The 14,749-nt window shown below is 66.4% G+C and carries 16 protein-coding genes; 10 read left to right on the plus strand and 6 right to left on the minus strand.

Annotation, left to right across the window (positions count from 1 at the left end):
- Positions 1 to 15: 15 nt before the first annotated feature.
- Together ACK4SV_RS05285 and ACK4SV_RS05290 are read right to left on the minus strand one after the other, a co-directional pair.
- Positions 16 to 930 carry an aldose 1-epimerase gene (locus tag ACK4SV_RS05285; RefSeq protein WP_409916758.1) on the minus strand — a complete coding sequence of 305 codons (915 nt, stop codon included), beginning with the start codon at positions 928 to 930 and terminating at the stop codon, positions 16 to 18.
- 127 nt (positions 931 to 1,057) lie between these two features.
- Positions 1,058 to 1,621, minus strand: a complete 564-nt coding sequence (locus tag ACK4SV_RS05290) for a TIGR00730 family Rossman fold protein (protein WP_409916759.1) — start codon at positions 1,619 to 1,621, stop codon at positions 1,058 to 1,060.
- Positions 1,622 to 1,856: 235 nt separating this feature from the next.
- Between ACK4SV_RS05290 and ACK4SV_RS05295 the strand changes: the two genes are divergently transcribed.
- From ACK4SV_RS05295 to ACK4SV_RS05305, 3 genes are all read left to right on the plus strand, one after another.
- Positions 1,857 to 2,597, plus strand: a complete 741-nt coding sequence (locus ACK4SV_RS05295; RefSeq protein ID WP_409916760.1) for an outer membrane protein — start codon at positions 1,857 to 1,859, stop codon at positions 2,595 to 2,597.
- 110 nt (positions 2,598 to 2,707) lie between these two features.
- Positions 2,708 to 4,567, plus strand: coding sequence for an ABCB family ABC transporter ATP-binding protein/permease (locus ACK4SV_RS05300; RefSeq protein WP_409916761.1), 1,860 nt, complete (start codon positions 2,708 to 2,710; stop codon positions 4,565 to 4,567).
- A 24-nt stretch (positions 4,568 to 4,591) separates the two neighbouring features.
- Positions 4,592 to 5,515 (plus strand): phosphatidylserine decarboxylase, encoded by a 924-nt coding sequence (locus tag ACK4SV_RS05305; protein WP_409916762.1) that lies wholly within the window; start codon positions 4,592 to 4,594, stop codon positions 5,513 to 5,515.
- Positions 5,516 to 5,677: 162 nt separating this feature from the next.
- On the opposite strand, the gene ACK4SV_RS05310 is transcribed toward ACK4SV_RS05305, so the two are convergent.
- Together ACK4SV_RS05310 and ACK4SV_RS05315 are read right to left on the minus strand one after the other, a co-directional pair.
- Positions 5,678 to 6,313 carry a hypothetical protein gene (locus tag ACK4SV_RS05310; RefSeq protein ID WP_409916763.1) on the minus strand — a complete coding sequence of 212 codons (636 nt, stop codon included), beginning with the start codon at positions 6,311 to 6,313 and terminating at the stop codon, positions 5,678 to 5,680.
- Between the two features lie 100 nt (positions 6,314 to 6,413).
- Positions 6,414 to 6,617, minus strand: coding sequence for a DUF2842 domain-containing protein (locus ACK4SV_RS05315; RefSeq protein WP_409916764.1), 204 nt, complete (start codon positions 6,615 to 6,617; stop codon positions 6,414 to 6,416).
- A 90-nt stretch (positions 6,618 to 6,707) separates the two neighbouring features.
- On the opposite strand from ACK4SV_RS05315, the gene ACK4SV_RS05320 reads away from it, so the two are divergent.
- A complete protein-coding gene (locus tag ACK4SV_RS05320; RefSeq protein WP_409916765.1) occupies positions 6,708 to 7,751 on the plus strand; it encodes a COX15/CtaA family protein in 1,044 nt (347 codons plus the stop codon).
- Positions 7,752 to 7,813: 62 nt separating this feature from the next.
- Here the strand turns inward: ACK4SV_RS05320 and ACK4SV_RS05325 are convergent, their stop codons facing one another.
- Positions 7,814 to 8,632: a hypothetical protein gene (locus ACK4SV_RS05325; protein ID WP_409916766.1), complete on the minus strand. Its 819-nt coding sequence runs from the start codon at positions 8,630 to 8,632 to the stop codon at positions 7,814 to 7,816.
- Between the two features lie 200 nt (positions 8,633 to 8,832).
- Between ACK4SV_RS05325 and rplM the strand changes: the two genes are divergently transcribed.
- From rplM to argC, 3 genes are all read left to right on the plus strand, one after another.
- Positions 8,833 to 9,297, plus strand: coding sequence for a 50S ribosomal protein L13 (rplM, locus tag ACK4SV_RS05330; RefSeq protein ID WP_409916767.1), 465 nt, complete (start codon positions 8,833 to 8,835; stop codon positions 9,295 to 9,297).
- A 5-nt stretch (positions 9,298 to 9,302) separates the two neighbouring features.
- The gene (rpsI, locus tag ACK4SV_RS05335) at positions 9,303 to 9,785 is read left to right on the plus strand and encodes a 30S ribosomal protein S9 (protein WP_409916768.1); all 483 of its coding nucleotides are present in this window, start codon (positions 9,303 to 9,305) and stop codon (positions 9,783 to 9,785) included.
- Between the two features lie 130 nt (positions 9,786 to 9,915).
- The gene (gene argC, locus ACK4SV_RS05340) at positions 9,916 to 10,851 is read left to right on the plus strand and encodes an N-acetyl-gamma-glutamyl-phosphate reductase (protein WP_409916769.1); all 936 of its coding nucleotides are present in this window, start codon (positions 9,916 to 9,918) and stop codon (positions 10,849 to 10,851) included.
- Between the two features lie 282 nt (positions 10,852 to 11,133).
- Here argC and map read toward each other — a convergent pair whose 3' ends face one another.
- Complete coding sequence (map, locus tag ACK4SV_RS05345; protein ID WP_409916770.1) at positions 11,134 to 11,958, minus strand: type I methionyl aminopeptidase; 825 nt, start codon at positions 11,956 to 11,958, stop codon at positions 11,134 to 11,136.
- A 114-nt stretch (positions 11,959 to 12,072) separates the two neighbouring features.
- Here map and ACK4SV_RS05350 point away from each other — a divergent pair, with 114 nt between their 5' ends.
- Genes ACK4SV_RS05350 through ACK4SV_RS05360 form a run of 3 tightly spaced genes read left to right on the plus strand, consistent with a single transcriptional unit; the run spans position 12,073 to position 14,654 of the window.
- Positions 12,073 to 13,401, plus strand: coding sequence for a serine hydrolase domain-containing protein (locus tag ACK4SV_RS05350; protein WP_409916771.1), 1,329 nt, complete (start codon positions 12,073 to 12,075; stop codon positions 13,399 to 13,401).
- Positions 13,398 to 14,153 carry a competence/damage-inducible protein A gene (locus tag ACK4SV_RS05355; RefSeq protein ID WP_409916772.1) on the plus strand — a complete coding sequence of 252 codons (756 nt, stop codon included), beginning with the start codon at positions 13,398 to 13,400 and terminating at the stop codon, positions 14,151 to 14,153. Before ACK4SV_RS05350 ends, ACK4SV_RS05355 begins: the two co-directional genes overlap by 4 nt.
- A 12-nt stretch (positions 14,154 to 14,165) precedes the next feature.
- On the plus strand, positions 14,166 to 14,654 hold the full coding sequence (locus ACK4SV_RS05360) for a hypothetical protein (protein ID WP_409916773.1): 489 nt from the start codon (positions 14,166 to 14,168) through the stop codon (positions 14,652 to 14,654).
- Positions 14,655 to 14,749: the final 95 nt, after the last annotated feature.

Raw genomic sequence — 14,749 nt, forward strand, 5'->3', positions numbered from 1 at the left:
AAAGGTGCGCGCCGGTCAGCGGACCGGCGCGTGCCAGCTTTCTTCTGTGGCCGTCTCGGCGCCTTCGGTTTCGGCCCAGAGGCTGAGGGATCCTCGCAGCGTCTCGCCGGGCGCAAGCCGCACAAGGCCGGTTTCCTGCGCCGGGGCGTCCAGGTTCACCATGTCGGGAACATGGCTCACAGGCTCGGCGCAGAAATAGTCCTGGTCCGGAGGAACATACAGGACGAGGAAGCGCAGCGTTTCGTCCGTATGCAGCCGGATGTTCAGCCCGCGCTCCGGCCAGCTGATCGCAATGCGCCCATCGGCCATCTCGAACGGATCATCGAGGTCTAGCGCGCTCACGCGCGCCGGGCCTGCTCCGTGCACAAATCCGGGCGCCGCGATCTTGCGCACCGGAATGTGCGCTTCGTCGGCCTCCCACATGAAGGGCAGGCGGGCGGTCAGTTCTGCATCCCCGCGCGGGAAATAAGGGTGCCAGCCGATCCCGGCGGGCATCGCCTCATCCGACAGATTGTGCAGGCTGAGATCCAGCGAAAGCCCTCCGCGCGACAGGACGAACCGCTGCTCGGCCGCATAGGCCCAGGGCCAGTCGCCCGCCTCATGCCGGTAGGCAAGGGTGACGCTGGAGGCCGTCTGCTGGATCACCTGCCAGGACTGCTGCCAGCCATGGCCATGGATTGCATGGGGCTCCGGCGGGAAGTTCTGCCCGAGGCGCACCTCGCGGCCATTCCAGTGGAAGGCGCCCGCGCGAATGCGGCCCGAGAAAGGGAACAGCGGAAAGCCGGCAGTCTCCAGCGGGTCGGCCTGGCCGAACAAGGGCACGCGCGCCGGCCGCAGGATGTCCTGCCCGTCCTTGCGCAGCCAGCCGACGCTTCCCCCCGCTTCCGGCAGCAGCCCCAGGCTGAAGCCTTCATGGTTCAGTTCAATCATCCGAGGCGAACCCTCGTGTTAGCCCTATCATTTGAGAGCGCTAACACATTCATTTGCCCTTCGGAAGGATTTACTCTGCGGAAGGTGAGGAGGGGGAATGAGGGGGAGGCCGCCGAGTCCACCGGGCCTACATGTCCAGCACGACCGCCCGGTCGAGCAGCGCGGAAATCGCCTCGCCCGGCTTGTGGCAATGCACCAGCGCATCGCGGAAGCCCTCGGGCACGAACCCGCCTTTGATGATATGGTCCATCAGCTCGAAGAAGGGCGCCCAGAAGCCGTCTTCATCGAGGAAGGCCATCGGCTTTGCGTGCAGGCCAAGGCGCGCCCAGGAAAGGATTTCCACAGCCTCCTCCAGCGTACCGATGCCGCCGGGCAGCACGATGAAGGCGTCGGCCTCATCGAACATCATCTGCTTGCGGGTGTGCATGTCCTCGACGATGCGGTGTTCCACATCGGTATAGATCTGTTCCTTCTGCAGCAGGAAGCGCGGCATGATGCCGAGCACGCTGCCGCCGGCCTCATGGGCTGCGCGCGCGGTCGCCCCCATCAGCCCGACCCCGCCGCCGCCATAGACGAGCCGCAGGCCGAGGCGCGCAAGCTCCCGCCCGAGGCGTTCCGCGAGGTCGATAAAGGCCGGGTCAACCGCGTTGGAGGCGCCGCAATAGACACAGACGGAGCGAATTTTCTTCATTGTTTTCAGTCCTTCTCCGATCAGTTTCCGTAGAGGATAGGGTGGCTCGCCCGGCTTCGCCAGCCGCTTTCTGCGCCCGCTGCCGGCGGGATGTGTTGCCCCCGGGCCACAGGCGCCGCCTGCCTTCTTTTCGCCATGCATCCCTGAGGAGCCCCCCGCGTTGGCAGCCCGGGGCAGGTAACAACCCTTGAGGCAGCTCCCCGGGCTGCCCGCAGAGTAGAAGGCAGAATACCTCATGCAGAAACTGATGCTTGCAGCGGCTGTCGCCGCCATCACCCTCCCGGCCGCCGCCGAGGCGCAGACCCATGACTGGACCGGCTTCTATGCCGGCGTCACCGCAGGTCAGGGCCGCGAGGCGGACTTTGACCTTGATGCCGTGCTGGAAGTCGCGCCCGAGGGCACCTTCTTCCCGGCGCCGCTGGCGGGCGGGACCTTCCCCACCCAGCGCAGCTTCGGCGGGGACGGCTTTGTCGGCGGTGCCCATGCCGGCTGGAACATGCAGAGCGGCTGGCTGGTCCTCGGCGGCGAAGTGGACCTGCAGACCTCTGATGTCGGCTCCTCCATCTCGATCCCGAATGCGCCCGGCGGGGCGGTGAACAATCCGGACGGCTTCACCGATCTCAGTTTTGGCATCGACTATTACGGCACCGCGCGTGCCCGCGCCGGCGTCGCCTTTGACTGGGCGCATGTCTACGGCACCGGCGGGGTCGCCTATGGCAAGGTGGAGTTCGACCGCAACTACCGTGTCGGCGCCGCCGAGATCCGCGACCGCGCAACCTCCAACCGCACCGGCTGGACGGTGGGCGCAGGCGCCGAATATGCCGTCACCGACCGCATTTCCGTGCGCGGTGAATACAGCCGCGTGGACCTCGGCAGCGGCAGCTTCGACACCGCTTATGAGGACGGCACCATCGGCCGGGCCAGCATCGACACCCAGTTCGATGTCGTGCGCGGCGGTGTGAGCCTGCGCTTCTGAGCCTGGCCCTGATGTCTCCTGCAGCCCCGGCCGGCCTGTCCGGCCGGGGCCTTGCGCTTCAGCACGAGATCGGCCGGGGCAGGCTTCCTCTTTCGCGGAATCCGGCCCATATGGCACGGATGAGTCAAGCCTATGCCGCCGCGGCTGCCACGCCGGAGAACCCTGATCGTATCGAGAGCGCCGATGGCGGGCTCGGCAAGTCGATCCTCAGGATCCTGAAACTGCTTGGCCGGCCGGAGCTGGCGAAGTGGCGCCCGGTCATGGGGCTTGCCGTCCTCATCACCCTGCTCGCCTCGGTGCTGGAAGTGGTCGCGCCGCTGGTGCTCGGCCATGCGATCAACCAGGCCGTCCCGCAGGGCGGGGCAGAGGCCTCCTTTGCCGCCGCCGCGCTGTGGCTGACCTATGGCCTCTTCCTGCGCTTCGCTGCTGCCGCCCTGCCGCAGGTGCGCGACTGGCTGTTCTCGCCGGTCAGCCAGGATGCCCAACGGGTGGCGAGCGTCGACGCCTTCGGCCATGCCCTCGCCCTGTCGCTGAACTTCCACCAGACGCGGCGCACCGGGGCGCTGAACCGCATCATCGAGCGGGGCGCCGGGGCGATCGACTACCTGATCCGCTTCCTCGCCTTTAATATCGGGCCAACCTTCGTGCGGCTGATCCTTGCCTCGGTGGCGCTCGGGGTGGCCTATGACATCCGCCTGTCGCTGATCGCGGTCGTGACGATCCTTCTCTATGTGCTGGCAACGGTCATCATCACCGAATGGCGCGTGCGCCAGCGCCGCCGCATGAACGAGGCCGACACGCATTTCCGCGCGACCGCCGTGGATATCCTCACCAATTTCGAGACGGTGAAATCCTTCGCAGCAGAGGGCCGCGAGACGAGCCGCTTCGACGGCGCGATGGACAACTACAACCGCCATTATGTCGAGACCAATCGCAGCATGTATGTGCTGAACACGGTGCAGGCGCTGGTGATGAACCTCGGCCTGCTGGCGGTGCTGGTGCTCTCGGCGCTGAACGTCATCGAGGGCCGGATGCAGATCGGCGACCTGACAGCGGTGATGCTGATGCTGCTCTCGCTCTATGCGCCGCTGAACATCCTCGGCTGGGCCTGGCGGGAGATCAAGCAGGGCGCGGTGGACCTCGAGAAACTGCATGGCCTCATGGCCATGGTGCCGGAAGTGCGCGACCGGGAGGAGGCCATCGTGCTCGAGCGCGCCGAGGGCCGGGTCGAGTTCGAGGACGTCGGCTTCAGCCATGAGGGACGGGCGGCCGGCGTCTCCGGCATCAGCTTCAAGGTGGAGCCGGGGCGCAAGGTCGCCTTCGTCGGCACGTCGGGGGCTGGCAAGTCGACGCTCTTGAAGCTGCTGTTCCGTTTCTATGATGTCGAGACTGGCCGTGTACGGATTGACGGGCATGATGTGAGGGACCTGACACAGGATTCGCTGCGCGCCTCGCTGGGCCTCGTGCCGCAGGATGTGGTCCTGTTCAATGACACGATCCGCGCCAACATCGGCTATGCCAAACCGGGGGCAAGCCTTGAGGAGCTGGAAGACGCGGCAAGGCGCGCGCAGCTGTTGCCCTTCATCCAGAGCCTGCCCGAACGCTGGGACACGCGGGTGGGCGAGCGCGGGCTGAAACTGTCCGGCGGGGAAAAACAGCGCGTCGGCATTGCCCGCGTTATCCTCGCTGACCCCGCAATCCTTGTTCTGGACGAGGCAACGAGCGCGCTCGACAGCGCGACGGAAGCGGCCGTGCAGGAAGCGCTGGAAGAGGCCTCTGCCGGGCGCACGACGCTGGTGGTGGCGCACCGCCTGTCCACCGTGAGCCGGGCCGATGAAATCCTCGTGCTGGAGGCTGGCCGGATTGTCGAGCGGGGGCGGCATGAGGCCCTGCTGGCAAAAGGCGGAAAATATGCTGATATGTGGCAGCGTCAGGCCCAAAGCGCGGAAAGCGCGGGCGTGGCAGGCTGATGAAACCGGCAGGGAGATTATCCGATGTCCGATGAACCCGAACGCCAGTCGCTTCCGTGGCTGAGAACCAGTTTCGACTGGGAGGCTGTGGCTGCAGCTGCCGGCGCGCTCCTGGCGGCGCTGCTGCTCGGCTGGATCTGGGGGCCGCTGTTCTGGATCGGCTTTGCCGCGATGGTGCTGGCGTTGGCGGCGGGTCGCTGGTCGAAACGCACGCCGCCCGACCTTGCCTATGGCGTTGTGGCGCCGTGCGATGGGATCATTGTCTCGGCTGGCTATGGCGATGCGCCGCAGGCGCTGCGCCTGCGCGGCGAGAGCTTCGTGCGTATACGGATTGCCTCGTCCCCGGCGGCGACCAACAAGCTCTATGCGCCGATGGCGGGGGGCGTGGAGATCGTCAGCCTGAAACAGGGCGAGCCGTCCTCGCCGATTGCGCCGAAGCCGGATGCCGAGGGGCTGACCCGCGCCTATGTGACCTTCGAGAGCCAGAAGGAACAGGCCGGTATTGCACTGGCGACCGGCGGGCTGGGTCCGCGGATCGAGTTCACGGTCGAGCCCGGGGATGCCGTGCGCCTTGGGCGGAGTTTTGGCACGCGGCGCCTGGGCGGCTGGTGCGATGTGTACCTGCCGGCGGATATCCGCACACATGTCTGGGTCGGCCAGACGGTGACCGGCGGGGAAACCGTGATCGCGCATTTCCGTTCCTCGGTCTCGGAAGATACCGGGGAGGAGGAGCTTGCCTCTGTCAGTACCGGGACGGTTGCAGGCGCTGCCGGGGTGGTGGCTGCAGGCGCGGCGGCGGCGACGGCGGTGGCCGGCGCGGAGGCAGAGGAAGAGGACCTTATCGAGGACGATTATCCGGAGCCGGATGAAGTCTCAGCGCCCGAAGACCCGGCGGCGATCTTTGCGCGGCTGCGGGAAGCGGCGCGGCGCCATGGCGAGGGTGACTGAGGCGGGTTGCTGCGACCAAGATTGATCGTGTGCTGACTTGTTTTTCTGGGTCCCGGCCTGCGCCGGGATGACAGGAGGAGAGGTTTGGGGTTTTGGGGCAGCGCGGGCGGCCGGATCTGCGGTTCCGCAGCCGGTGAGATCGGACGCCATTTCAGGAAATTGTCAGGACGTGTCAGCGGGCTGGGGGCTTGTGCCGAAAGCGCGGCGCAAAGCGGCGCGGAGGCGCGGCCGAGGGAGGCCGGCGCTGGGGATCTGAGGGGTCGGGGCGCGGGGGGTGAGGCCTCTGGCCTTCAGGGTGCGGGCGAGTTTCAGGGCCCAGCTTTCGGGATTTGAGAACACGGCCCGGAGCGCGGCGAGGCTGACATCTGCGGGCAATGCGGGAAGGCGGCTTGCGGGCGTGGCGCGCGGGCCGGACGGCTTCGGGGCGGGCGCCGGGGGCAGGACGTGGCGGAAGTCTGCCAGCGAGAGCGAGAAACGGGCGGGGAGGCTGCGGGCGCGGCGGATGCGCTGGCGCGCGGTGATCTGCAGCGCGGCGGGCGGCGGCATTGGTCGGCGCATCAGGCGGACCGCGAACATGATGAGCAGCGCGCGCAGGATGCGCCCGTAGGTGCCGACATGCCGGGCGGCAGCGGCCTCGGCGCTGCGGCGAAGCGCAGACTGCGGCATTTGCCGGACGGCCCAGAGGAAGGCGGCGATCAGCCGGACCTGCAGCCGCAGCCAGCGCCAGATGACAGGCTTTGCGCCCGCCGGCGGGGCGCATATGGCGCGCGGATGGCGGGAGGGGCAGGGCCGGTTCATGCGCCGCAGTATGGCATGGGCGCGGACCCGGTCGGATACGATTGTCTGAACCTGCAGCGGAAGCTGGGTTTACCCCTGTGGAGAGAGGGTCTCGAACCTCTCAGTCTTCTTCGGGCGGTTCGGCGGCGTTCATCCAGTTCAGCAGCGGGCGCAGGGGGATGACCCAGAGGGTGCCGGCGGCGATGTAGAACAGCATCTGCACCCAGCCGGGCAGGCCGGTCATGTAGGTGCCGAGCGTCGCAATGGCCCAGATCCAGACCGCCATGAAGGCCAGCATGGCGAGGATGGTGACGGGCTTGCGCATGGGGCGGTTTCCTTGGGGGTATTTCCGGGGGAAGTTGGCTGCGACCTCAGCAACTCTTGATCCGGGCGCCGCACGAGTGATCTAGGCGGCATGAGCCAATACGCAATTTCTCCCGTTGCCGCAGGCTGGATCCGGCGCTGGCTGATCCTTCTCGGCCTGCTTGTCTATGCGATCATCCTGGTGGGCGGGGCAACCCGGCTGACCGATTCCGGCCTCTCCATTACAGAATGGGCGCCGATCCGGGGCGCGATGCCGCCGATGAGCGAGGCGGCATGGGCCGAGGAGCTGGAAAAATACCGGCAGACGACGCAGTACCAGTTGCAGAACCGGGGGATGTCGATGGCCGAGTTCAAATTCATTTACTGGTGGGAGTGGGGCCATCGCCAGCTGGGCCGGTTCATCGGGCTGGTGGCGGTGATCGGCTTTGCGGTGTTTGCGGCGCGGCGCTGGCTGGGCGGCGGGCTCGGCTGGAAGCTGGCGGGGCTGATTGCGCTCGGCGGGCTGCAGGGGGCGATCGGCTGGTGGATGGTCTCCAGCGGCATCGGGGAGACCGAGCGGGTGTCGGTGGCGCCCTACAGGCTGATGACGCATTTTACCCTAGCTCTGGTCATCCTGGCAGTCATAGCGTGGCTGTGGCTGAGCCTTGGCCCGCAGAAGCGGGCAGGCGCGAGCGGGCGGGAGCGGGGCGTGGCGCTGGCGCTGATGCTGTTGATCTTCGTGCAGATGGCGGCCGGCGCGCTGGTCGCGGGGCTGGATGCGGGCCGCACTTATAATGACTGGCCGCTGATGGCGGGGGAGCTGTTTCCCACTCATTATATGCACGCGGAGCTGGGCGTGCGCAGCCTGTTTGAGGGGCGCGAGGCGACGCAGTTCAATCACCGTTTCCTGGCGTATGTGCTGTGGGCAGGCAGCCTGTGGGCGGCGTTCGCCTATCGTGCGGGGCCGCTGGCGCGGGAGTTTGCCTTCCTGGCGGTGCTGGTCAGCGCGCAGGCGGTGTGGGGTATCCTGACGCTGCTGAACGCCGCGCCGATGGGGCTCGCGCTGGTGCATCAGGGGCTGGGCGTCGTGCTGACGCTGTGGGCGGTGTATGTGGTCTGGCGTGCGGGAGAGGGCGCGAAGCGTTCCTCCCCCTGATCGTCACCCCTGATGGCCTTTGGCCATCGGGGGTGACGGAAACAAGCGGAGCGTTTGAAAACCTAGCGGCGTTCCAGGGTGATCTGGCTGGGGTCCACGAAGACGGCCTGGTGGGTGCCGGAGGCGGTTTCGCCGGCGATGACGACCACCCCGCCCTGGAAGCCGCCGGACTGGAGCGAGCCATGGGCGGTGAGCGCAGTCGGGCGGTCCGGCGCGGTGATGGTGATGCCGTCGCGCACGCTGATCTCCTGGCTGGTCATGCCATAATCGGTGGAGAGTTTCAGCGGGCCGCCCGCCTCCAGCGACAGGAGGGCGGAGACATCACCGCGTGTCAGGGCGGCGGCCGCGATGGCGCTGGGCGAGGCGACGAGTTCGCCCTCCGAGAAGACGCAGGAGCGGATGGGGAAGTCGGTCTCGGTCATGGCTTCCTCGGTCCAGGTCAGGGTGTCGCCCTGCATCCCGATGAGGCCGGTGCGGAGGATGCGGTTGCCGGAGACTGTCCAGTAGGCGAGGCGCATCAGCGCCTGGGGACCTGATTCGCCGGTGCAGAGGCCTTCAACGCGGCGCGATTCGGTCACCGGCAGGTCGATCTGGGCCGGGGCGACGAGGCCGGGGGCGAACACATAGGCTTTCAGCTCGCCTGTTTCGGTGACACCGGGGAAAAGGGTGAGGGGCGTGTCGCCCATCGTGGCGGTGCGGCCGTCGGCGAGGGCGCGGACGCGGAAGCCCGCCTGCTGGCCTACGGGATCGCCTTCCAGGTCGTAGAATTCGATGCCGCCGGTCTCATAGGCGATGGCGAGCAGCGCGCTGGTGCCGCCCGACAGGGCGATATCGCGGACCGCGCCTGAAAGAGGCCGGGTGGACCAGACGGCCGGGAGCACATAATCCCCCGCCAATCCTGCTGCAGGAACAGGGGATTCAGCCCCGGTTTCCGGGCCTGAATCCTGGCGTGAACAGGCGGCTGCCGCAAAAAGCAGGCTAAGCCCGGCGGCTGCGTTGACAAAGGGAAATGCGGCGCTTAAACGCCAGCCCTTAATTTGCATTCCAAGAACTCCGAAAGCGAGAGGCTCTGAGCAGAGCAATGAAAACTTATAACGCACCCGTCGGCGTAGAGAACAAGTGGGTCGTGATCGACGCGACTGGAGTCGTTGTCGGACGGCTGGCTTCTTACGTCGCCAAACGCCTTCGCGGCAAGCACCGGCCTGACTTTACCCCGCATGTGGACACCGGCGATCACGTCGTCGTGATCAATGCCGAAAAGGCCGTGTTCACCGGCAACAAGATGACCGACAAGGTCTATTACCGCCACACCGGCTATCCGGGCGGGATCAAGTCGACCACGCCGGAAAAGATCCTGAACGGCCGGTTCCCTGAGCGCGCCCTTGAAATGGCCGTGAAGCGCATGATGCCGCGCGAGAGCGCGCTGTCGCGCAAGCAATTCGGCAAGCTGCGCATCTATGCCGGCTCCGACCATCCCCATGTTGCCCAGTCGCCGGAAGTCGTCGACTTCAAGGCGATGAACCGCAAAAACTCGAAAACGGCCTGATAAACATGACCGACACTTCCAACTCGCTGCAAGATCTTGGCGCCATGACCGGCGCGCCGGCTGCCCAGCCGGCAGTCAGCATTGCTCCGAAGATCGACGCCCAGGGCCGCGCCTATGGCACCGGCCGCCGCAAGGAAGCGGTTGCCCGCGTCTGGATCAAGCGCGGCTCCGGCAAGATCATCATCAATGGCCGCGACCAGGAGAAATACTTCGCCCGTCCGGTTCTGCGCATGGTGATCGCCCAGCCGCTGATCGAAGCCGGCCGCGCGAGCGAGTTTGACGTGATCGCGACCGTGAAGGGCTCGGGCCTGATGGGTCAGGCCGGCGCGGTGCGCCACGGCATTTCGCGCGCGCTCGTCGCGTTCGAGCCGGGCCTGCGCCCCGTGCTGAAGCCGCACGGCTTCCTGACGCGCGACCCGCGCGTGGTCGAGCGCAAGAAGTACGGCAAGGCGAAAGCCCGCCGCAGCTTCCAGTTCTCGAAGCGCTGATCCGCAAGCAGGGATTTTACATCTTCTGGCGGGCGCTTCGGAAACGAGGCGCCCGTTTTGTTTTGGGGTTTTGCGCCACTGGAACCCCTCTTCCGAGGGAGAGGGGGCTTATAGGAACTGAGGACGGCCCATGAATCCCAAGGTTTTCATTGATGGCGAGGCTGGCACGACGGGGCTGGAGATTGCCCAGCGGCTGGCGCCGCGGCGGGATCTCGAGCTGATCTCGATTGATCCTGACAAGCGCAAGGACATCGAGGCGCGCGCCGCGATGATCAACCGGGCCGATGCGGTGGTCCTGTGCCTGCCCGATGATGCCGCGCGGCTGGCGGTGAGCCTTGTGAAGAATCCCAACACGGTGGTCATTGATGCCTCGACCGCGCACCGCACGGCGCCGGGCTGGGTCTATGGCTTTGCCGAGATGGACAAGGGCCAGCGTTCGGCGATTGCGGCGTCCAAGCGGATTTCCAATCCGGGTTGCTATCCCACCGGCTTCATCGCGCTGGTGCGCCCGCTGGTCAGGGCCGGCATCCTTCCGCCGGACTGGCCGGTGACGGTGAATGCCGTATCCGGATATTCCGGGGGCGGAAAGCCGATGATTGCCGAGTTCGAGGAACATCAGACGGCGGACAATTATCGCATCTATGGCCTCGGCCAGGCGCACAAGCATCCGCCGGAAATGAAGAAATATGCCGGCCTTGCGCACCTGCCGATGTTCACGCCGGCCGTGGGCCGGTTTGCGCAGGGGATGATCGTGGAGGTGCCGCTGGCGCTGTGGGCGCTGCCGGGACAGGCGAAGCGCAAGGATGTGCACGGCGCGCTGGCGGCGGCCTTTGCAGGCGAGCGATTCGTGAAGGTGGCGGCGCTGGCGGAGGGCGACGCGCTTAAATCGCTGGACGCCGAAGGCTGCAATGGGACGAACCGGCTGGAGATCTATGTGTTCGGCAGCGATGACCAGGCGCGGCTGGTGGCGCGGCTCGATAATCTCGGCAAGGGCGCCTCGGGCGCGGCGGTGCAGAATTTGAACATTGCGCTGGGGCTGGATGAGGGCGAGGGGCTGGAGGGGTAGGGGCCAGCAAAGGCTGGCACTTTTCCCGGGTCCTCATTGTACGTCACGCCCGATGATCGCAGATCATCTGGGCGCCCATCTCCTGACATCACCGTAGGCGGAGTATCACAGGTTCGGAGACAAGCTCCCAGACCGGCTGCGCCGGTCGGGAGTGACGATGGGTTGATGGGCTCGTGTGCCGGCTGAGGCGAGGTGGCAGGCGGAGATTCCTTGACCTCATGATTTGCCGCGCCGTTGCGCCCCCTCACCCCCAAACCCCTCACCCCAGGCAGGGGCGATTTTTCAGGCGCGCTGGGCCTTGTAGGGTTCGTGCCAGCCTTTGGGGGAGGCGGTGAAGATTTCGCAGCCCGTCTCTGTGACGCCCACGGAATGTTCGAACTGGGCCGAGAGCTGGCGGTCGCGGGTCACGGCGGTCCAGCCATCAGGGAGGATGGCGGCGTCCTTGCGGCCGAGGTTCAGCATTGGCTCGATGGTGAAGAACATGCCGGGCTTCAGCTCCGGGCCGGTGCCGGCGCGGGCGGAGTGGACGACATTGGGCTCGTCATGGAACAGCCGGCCAAGGCCGTGGCCGCAGAAATCATCGACGACAGAGAAACGGTTCAGCCGCGCAATCTCGCTGATCGCGCCGCCGATGTCTCCGAACCGGTTGCCGGGCTTGACGGCGGCGATGCCGGCCATCAGCGCCTCATAGGTGACTTCCATCAGCCGCTCGGCTTTGCGCTTGACCTCGCCGACGCCGTACATGCGGCTGTGGTCGCCGTGCCAGCCATCGAGGATGAGGGTCACGTCGATATTGGCGATGTCGCCTTCCTTCAGCGCCTTCGGCCCCGGAATCCCGTGGCAGATCACATGGTTGACCGAGATGCAGGAGGCATGGCGATAGCCCCGGTAGCCGATGGTGGCGGAGACCGCGCCGTGATCGTTCACGAATTCATAGACCAGCCGGTCGAGATGGTCGGTGGTGACCCCGGGCTTCACCTCCGGCACCAGCATGTCGAGGCATTCGGCGACGAGGCGGCCGGCGCGGCGCATCCCCTCGAAGCCTTCGGCGTCGTGGATGCGGATTTCGCCGGTGCGGACGGGCAGGAGGAGATCGGTGTCGGTCATCGCCCGTATATGCCATCCGGGGGGTGGATTTTCCATGCTTTTTGTCTGCCATCTTGCCGAAGCGGGCGGCGCCTGCCAGTAAACCGCAGCACGAAACCAGCGGGAGGACAGGCAATGCGGGCATTCTGGCACAGCGGGATGGGAGCAGCCGCGCTGGCTGCCCTTGCGGCAATGGCGGCCTGCGCGAGCGCGCCGCAGGCCGCCGCGCCCGCCGAGGTGCGTCCGCTGTCGCTGGCGGTGGAGCCGCAAGGCAAGTATCATTTCACGCCCGAAGGCATCGCCGCGCTGGAAGCGCGGATGGCGGCCTATGTGGATGAGGGCCGGGTGATGGGCATTGCCACGCGCCTGATCAAGGACGGGGACGTGGTCTCCGACATGCGCGCGGGCATCCGCCGGGCCGCCGATGGCGCGCCAGTCGAGGAAGACACGATCTGGCGCTATTATTCGATGACCAAGCCGGTGACGGGTGTTGCCATGCTGATCCTGTGGGATGAAGGCCTGTTCGAGCTGGACGATCCGATCACGAAGTATTTCCCGGAGTTCGAGGGCCTGAAGGTGTTCACCGGGCTGGACGAGGCGGGCGCGCCGGTGCTGGTGCCGATGGAGCGCGCGCCGACGGTGCAGGAGGTGATGAGCCACACCGCCGGTTTCGGCTATGGCCTCGCGCCGGGCAATTATGTCGATGACCAGTTCCGCGCGGCAAACATCTTTGCGGCGCCGGATGCGGAGGAGATGATCCGCAAGGTGGCCGCAATCCCGCTGAAACGCCAGCCGGGCGAGATGTGGGACTATTCCATCGGCGTGGACATCCAGGGCGCGATGATCGAACGCCTTTCCGGCATGTCGCTGGGCGAGTTCTTCCGGACACGGATTTTCGAGCCGCTGGGCATGACGGATACGGGCTTCTATGTTCCGGAGGCGGAGTATGATCGCTTCTCCGATGTGTGGGGACGCCATCCGGAGACGGGCGCGCTGATCGGCCCGCTGGACGCTCCGGGCTTCCTTTACCAAAAGGACACGATTGCCTTCGAAGGCGGCGGCCACGGCCTCGTCGGCACGCTGGAGGATTATGCGCGCTTTGCCACGATGCTGGCGAACGGCGGTTCGCTGGACGGAGTTGAGATCCTGAAGCCGAAGACCGCGCAGATGATGGCCTTCAATTTCCTGCCGGCGGGCAAGTTCATCTGGCATAACGGCACCTCGCCGGACGCGGTGAACGATGTGGCCTTCGGGCTGAATGTGGGCGTCATCATCGCCGAGGATGCGGTCTATCCCAAAGGCTCGTTCATGTGGGGCGGGGCGGCGGGCACCTGGTTCTGGGTGGACCCATCGAACAAGCTGACCTTCATCGGCATGATCCAGGTGTTCGGCGGCTCTCTGGACCAGGAGATGCGGACCGAGTCGGCTGAGCTTGTCTATGCGGCCATGCGGGGCGGCGAATGAGCGAGCCCAGCGCGGCGGTCCTTCTGATCGGGGATGAGCTTCTGTCCGGCCGCACGCGGGACATCAACCTGCAGCAGGTCGCGCAATTCCTGGAGCCGCTGGGCATCCCTGTGCGCGAATGCCGGACGGTGCCGGATATCGAGGATGAAATCGTCGCGGCGGTGAATGCGCTGCGGACGAAATACACTTATGTGTTCACGACCGGCGGGATTGGTCCGACCCATGACGATATTACCGCCGATGCAATTGCGGCGGCCTTTGGCGTCGGCATTTCCGAACATCCCGAAGTGATCGCCGAGATGGCGGCGCGCTATGCGGCGATGAATACGGAATTCACGCCGGCAAGGCGGCGCATGGCGCGCATTCCGCACGGCGCGAAGATCGTCAAGAATCCGGTTTCCGGCGCGCCGGGTTTTCAGATGGAGAATGTCTTCACGCTGGCCGGCGTGCCGCAGATTGCCCGCGCGATGCTGGAAGATATCGGCCCCCGGCTTGAGGGCGGGGCGGTGGTTCACAAGGTGCAGCTGCGCGGGGCGGGGCTGCGGGAGGGGGATATTGCCGAGGCGCTGGGCGCCATCGCTGCGGCGCATGGGGATGTCTCCATCGGGTCCTATCCGTGGTATCTGGGCGTTGGCGATCACGGTGTGGCGCTGGTCGCGCGCTCGCGCGATATGGCGGCGCTCGAAGGTGTGCGCGGCGAGCTTGAGGCGCTGATGCGGCGTCTCGGTGTGGAGCCGGTCGCGGCGGATTAGGGAGAGGCGGCCATGAAGATCATCACACGGACACCGGTACTGTGGGCCCTGTTTGGGCTGTCGGTTCTGTGTGTCGTGGGCTTCCAGGCTTTCAATCCGGCGGTGGGCGGGCAGTATCTCGACACGCTGGATGATCCGGCTGTCCTGCGCGAGACGCTGGCGGGCATGAGCGAGGCACAGAAGACCGCGCATTTCCGGGTGACGGTGCTGATCGATACGGTATTTCCGCTGAGTTTCGGGCTGCTGTTTGCCGGGCTCGGCTGGCGCTTTTTTGGCAAATGGGGGCCGCTGGCGGCTGTCCCCGGATTTGCCGTGCTGGTGGTGGACCTGACGGAGAATATGATCCAGGCGCTGGCGCTGTCGGGCGCGGCGGATGTGCTGGACGCCAAGGCCTGGGTGACGCCGCTGAAGATGGGGCTGTTCTATCTCGCCGCGCTGATTGCGCTGGTGGCGGTGGGCGTTGCCGTTTGGCGGATGGTTCTCAAGCCGAAGGGGGGCTGACCCGCCGCCGCGTCAGGCTTGGCGGGCAGGGGGCGGGCGCCCTACACTTGCCCGACAGAAACCCAACCCGATCCGCCCAACCCCATCCGGAGGAC

The organism is Hyphomonas sp. (assembly GCF_046313735.1).
In the GTDB taxonomy this organism is placed as follows: Bacteria; Pseudomonadota; Alphaproteobacteria; order Caulobacterales; family Hyphomonadaceae; genus Hyphomonas.

What these genes read in the sequence shown, in the direction of transcription:
- ACK4SV_RS05285 (WP_409916758.1), bottom strand. Translation starts at nt 930, where the DNA reads ATGATTGAACTGAACCATGAAGGCTTCAGCCTGGGGCTGCTGCCGGAA.
- ACK4SV_RS05290 (WP_409916759.1), bottom strand. Translation starts at nt 1,621, where the DNA reads ATGAAGAAAATTCGCTCCGTCTGTGTCTATTGCGGCGCCTCCAACGCG.
- ACK4SV_RS05295 (WP_409916760.1), top strand. Translation starts at nt 1,857, where the DNA reads ATGCAGAAACTGATGCTTGCAGCGGCTGTCGCCGCCATCACCCTCCCG.
- ACK4SV_RS05300 (WP_409916761.1), top strand. Translation starts at nt 2,708, where the DNA reads ATGGCACGGATGAGTCAAGCCTATGCCGCCGCGGCTGCCACGCCGGAG.
- ACK4SV_RS05305 (WP_409916762.1), top strand. Translation starts at nt 4,592, where the DNA reads ATGTCCGATGAACCCGAACGCCAGTCGCTTCCGTGGCTGAGAACCAGT.
- ACK4SV_RS05310 (WP_409916763.1), bottom strand. Translation starts at nt 6,313, where the DNA reads ATGAACCGGCCCTGCCCCTCCCGCCATCCGCGCGCCATATGCGCCCCG.
- ACK4SV_RS05315 (WP_409916764.1), bottom strand. Translation starts at nt 6,617, where the DNA reads ATGCGCAAGCCCGTCACCATCCTCGCCATGCTGGCCTTCATGGCGGTC.
- ACK4SV_RS05320 (WP_409916765.1), top strand. Translation starts at nt 6,708, where the DNA reads ATGAGCCAATACGCAATTTCTCCCGTTGCCGCAGGCTGGATCCGGCGC.
- rplM (WP_409916767.1), top strand. Translation starts at nt 8,833, where the DNA reads ATGAAAACTTATAACGCACCCGTCGGCGTAGAGAACAAGTGGGTCGTG.
- rpsI (WP_409916768.1), top strand. Translation starts at nt 9,303, where the DNA reads ATGACCGACACTTCCAACTCGCTGCAAGATCTTGGCGCCATGACCGGC.
- argC (WP_409916769.1), top strand. Translation starts at nt 9,916, where the DNA reads ATGAATCCCAAGGTTTTCATTGATGGCGAGGCTGGCACGACGGGGCTG.
- map (WP_409916770.1), bottom strand. Translation starts at nt 11,958, where the DNA reads ATGACCGACACCGATCTCCTCCTGCCCGTCCGCACCGGCGAAATCCGC.
- ACK4SV_RS05350 (WP_409916771.1), top strand. Translation starts at nt 12,073, where the DNA reads ATGCGGGCATTCTGGCACAGCGGGATGGGAGCAGCCGCGCTGGCTGCC.
- ACK4SV_RS05355 (WP_409916772.1), top strand. Translation starts at nt 13,398, where the DNA reads ATGAGCGAGCCCAGCGCGGCGGTCCTTCTGATCGGGGATGAGCTTCTG.
- ACK4SV_RS05360 (WP_409916773.1), top strand. Translation starts at nt 14,166, where the DNA reads ATGAAGATCATCACACGGACACCGGTACTGTGGGCCCTGTTTGGGCTG.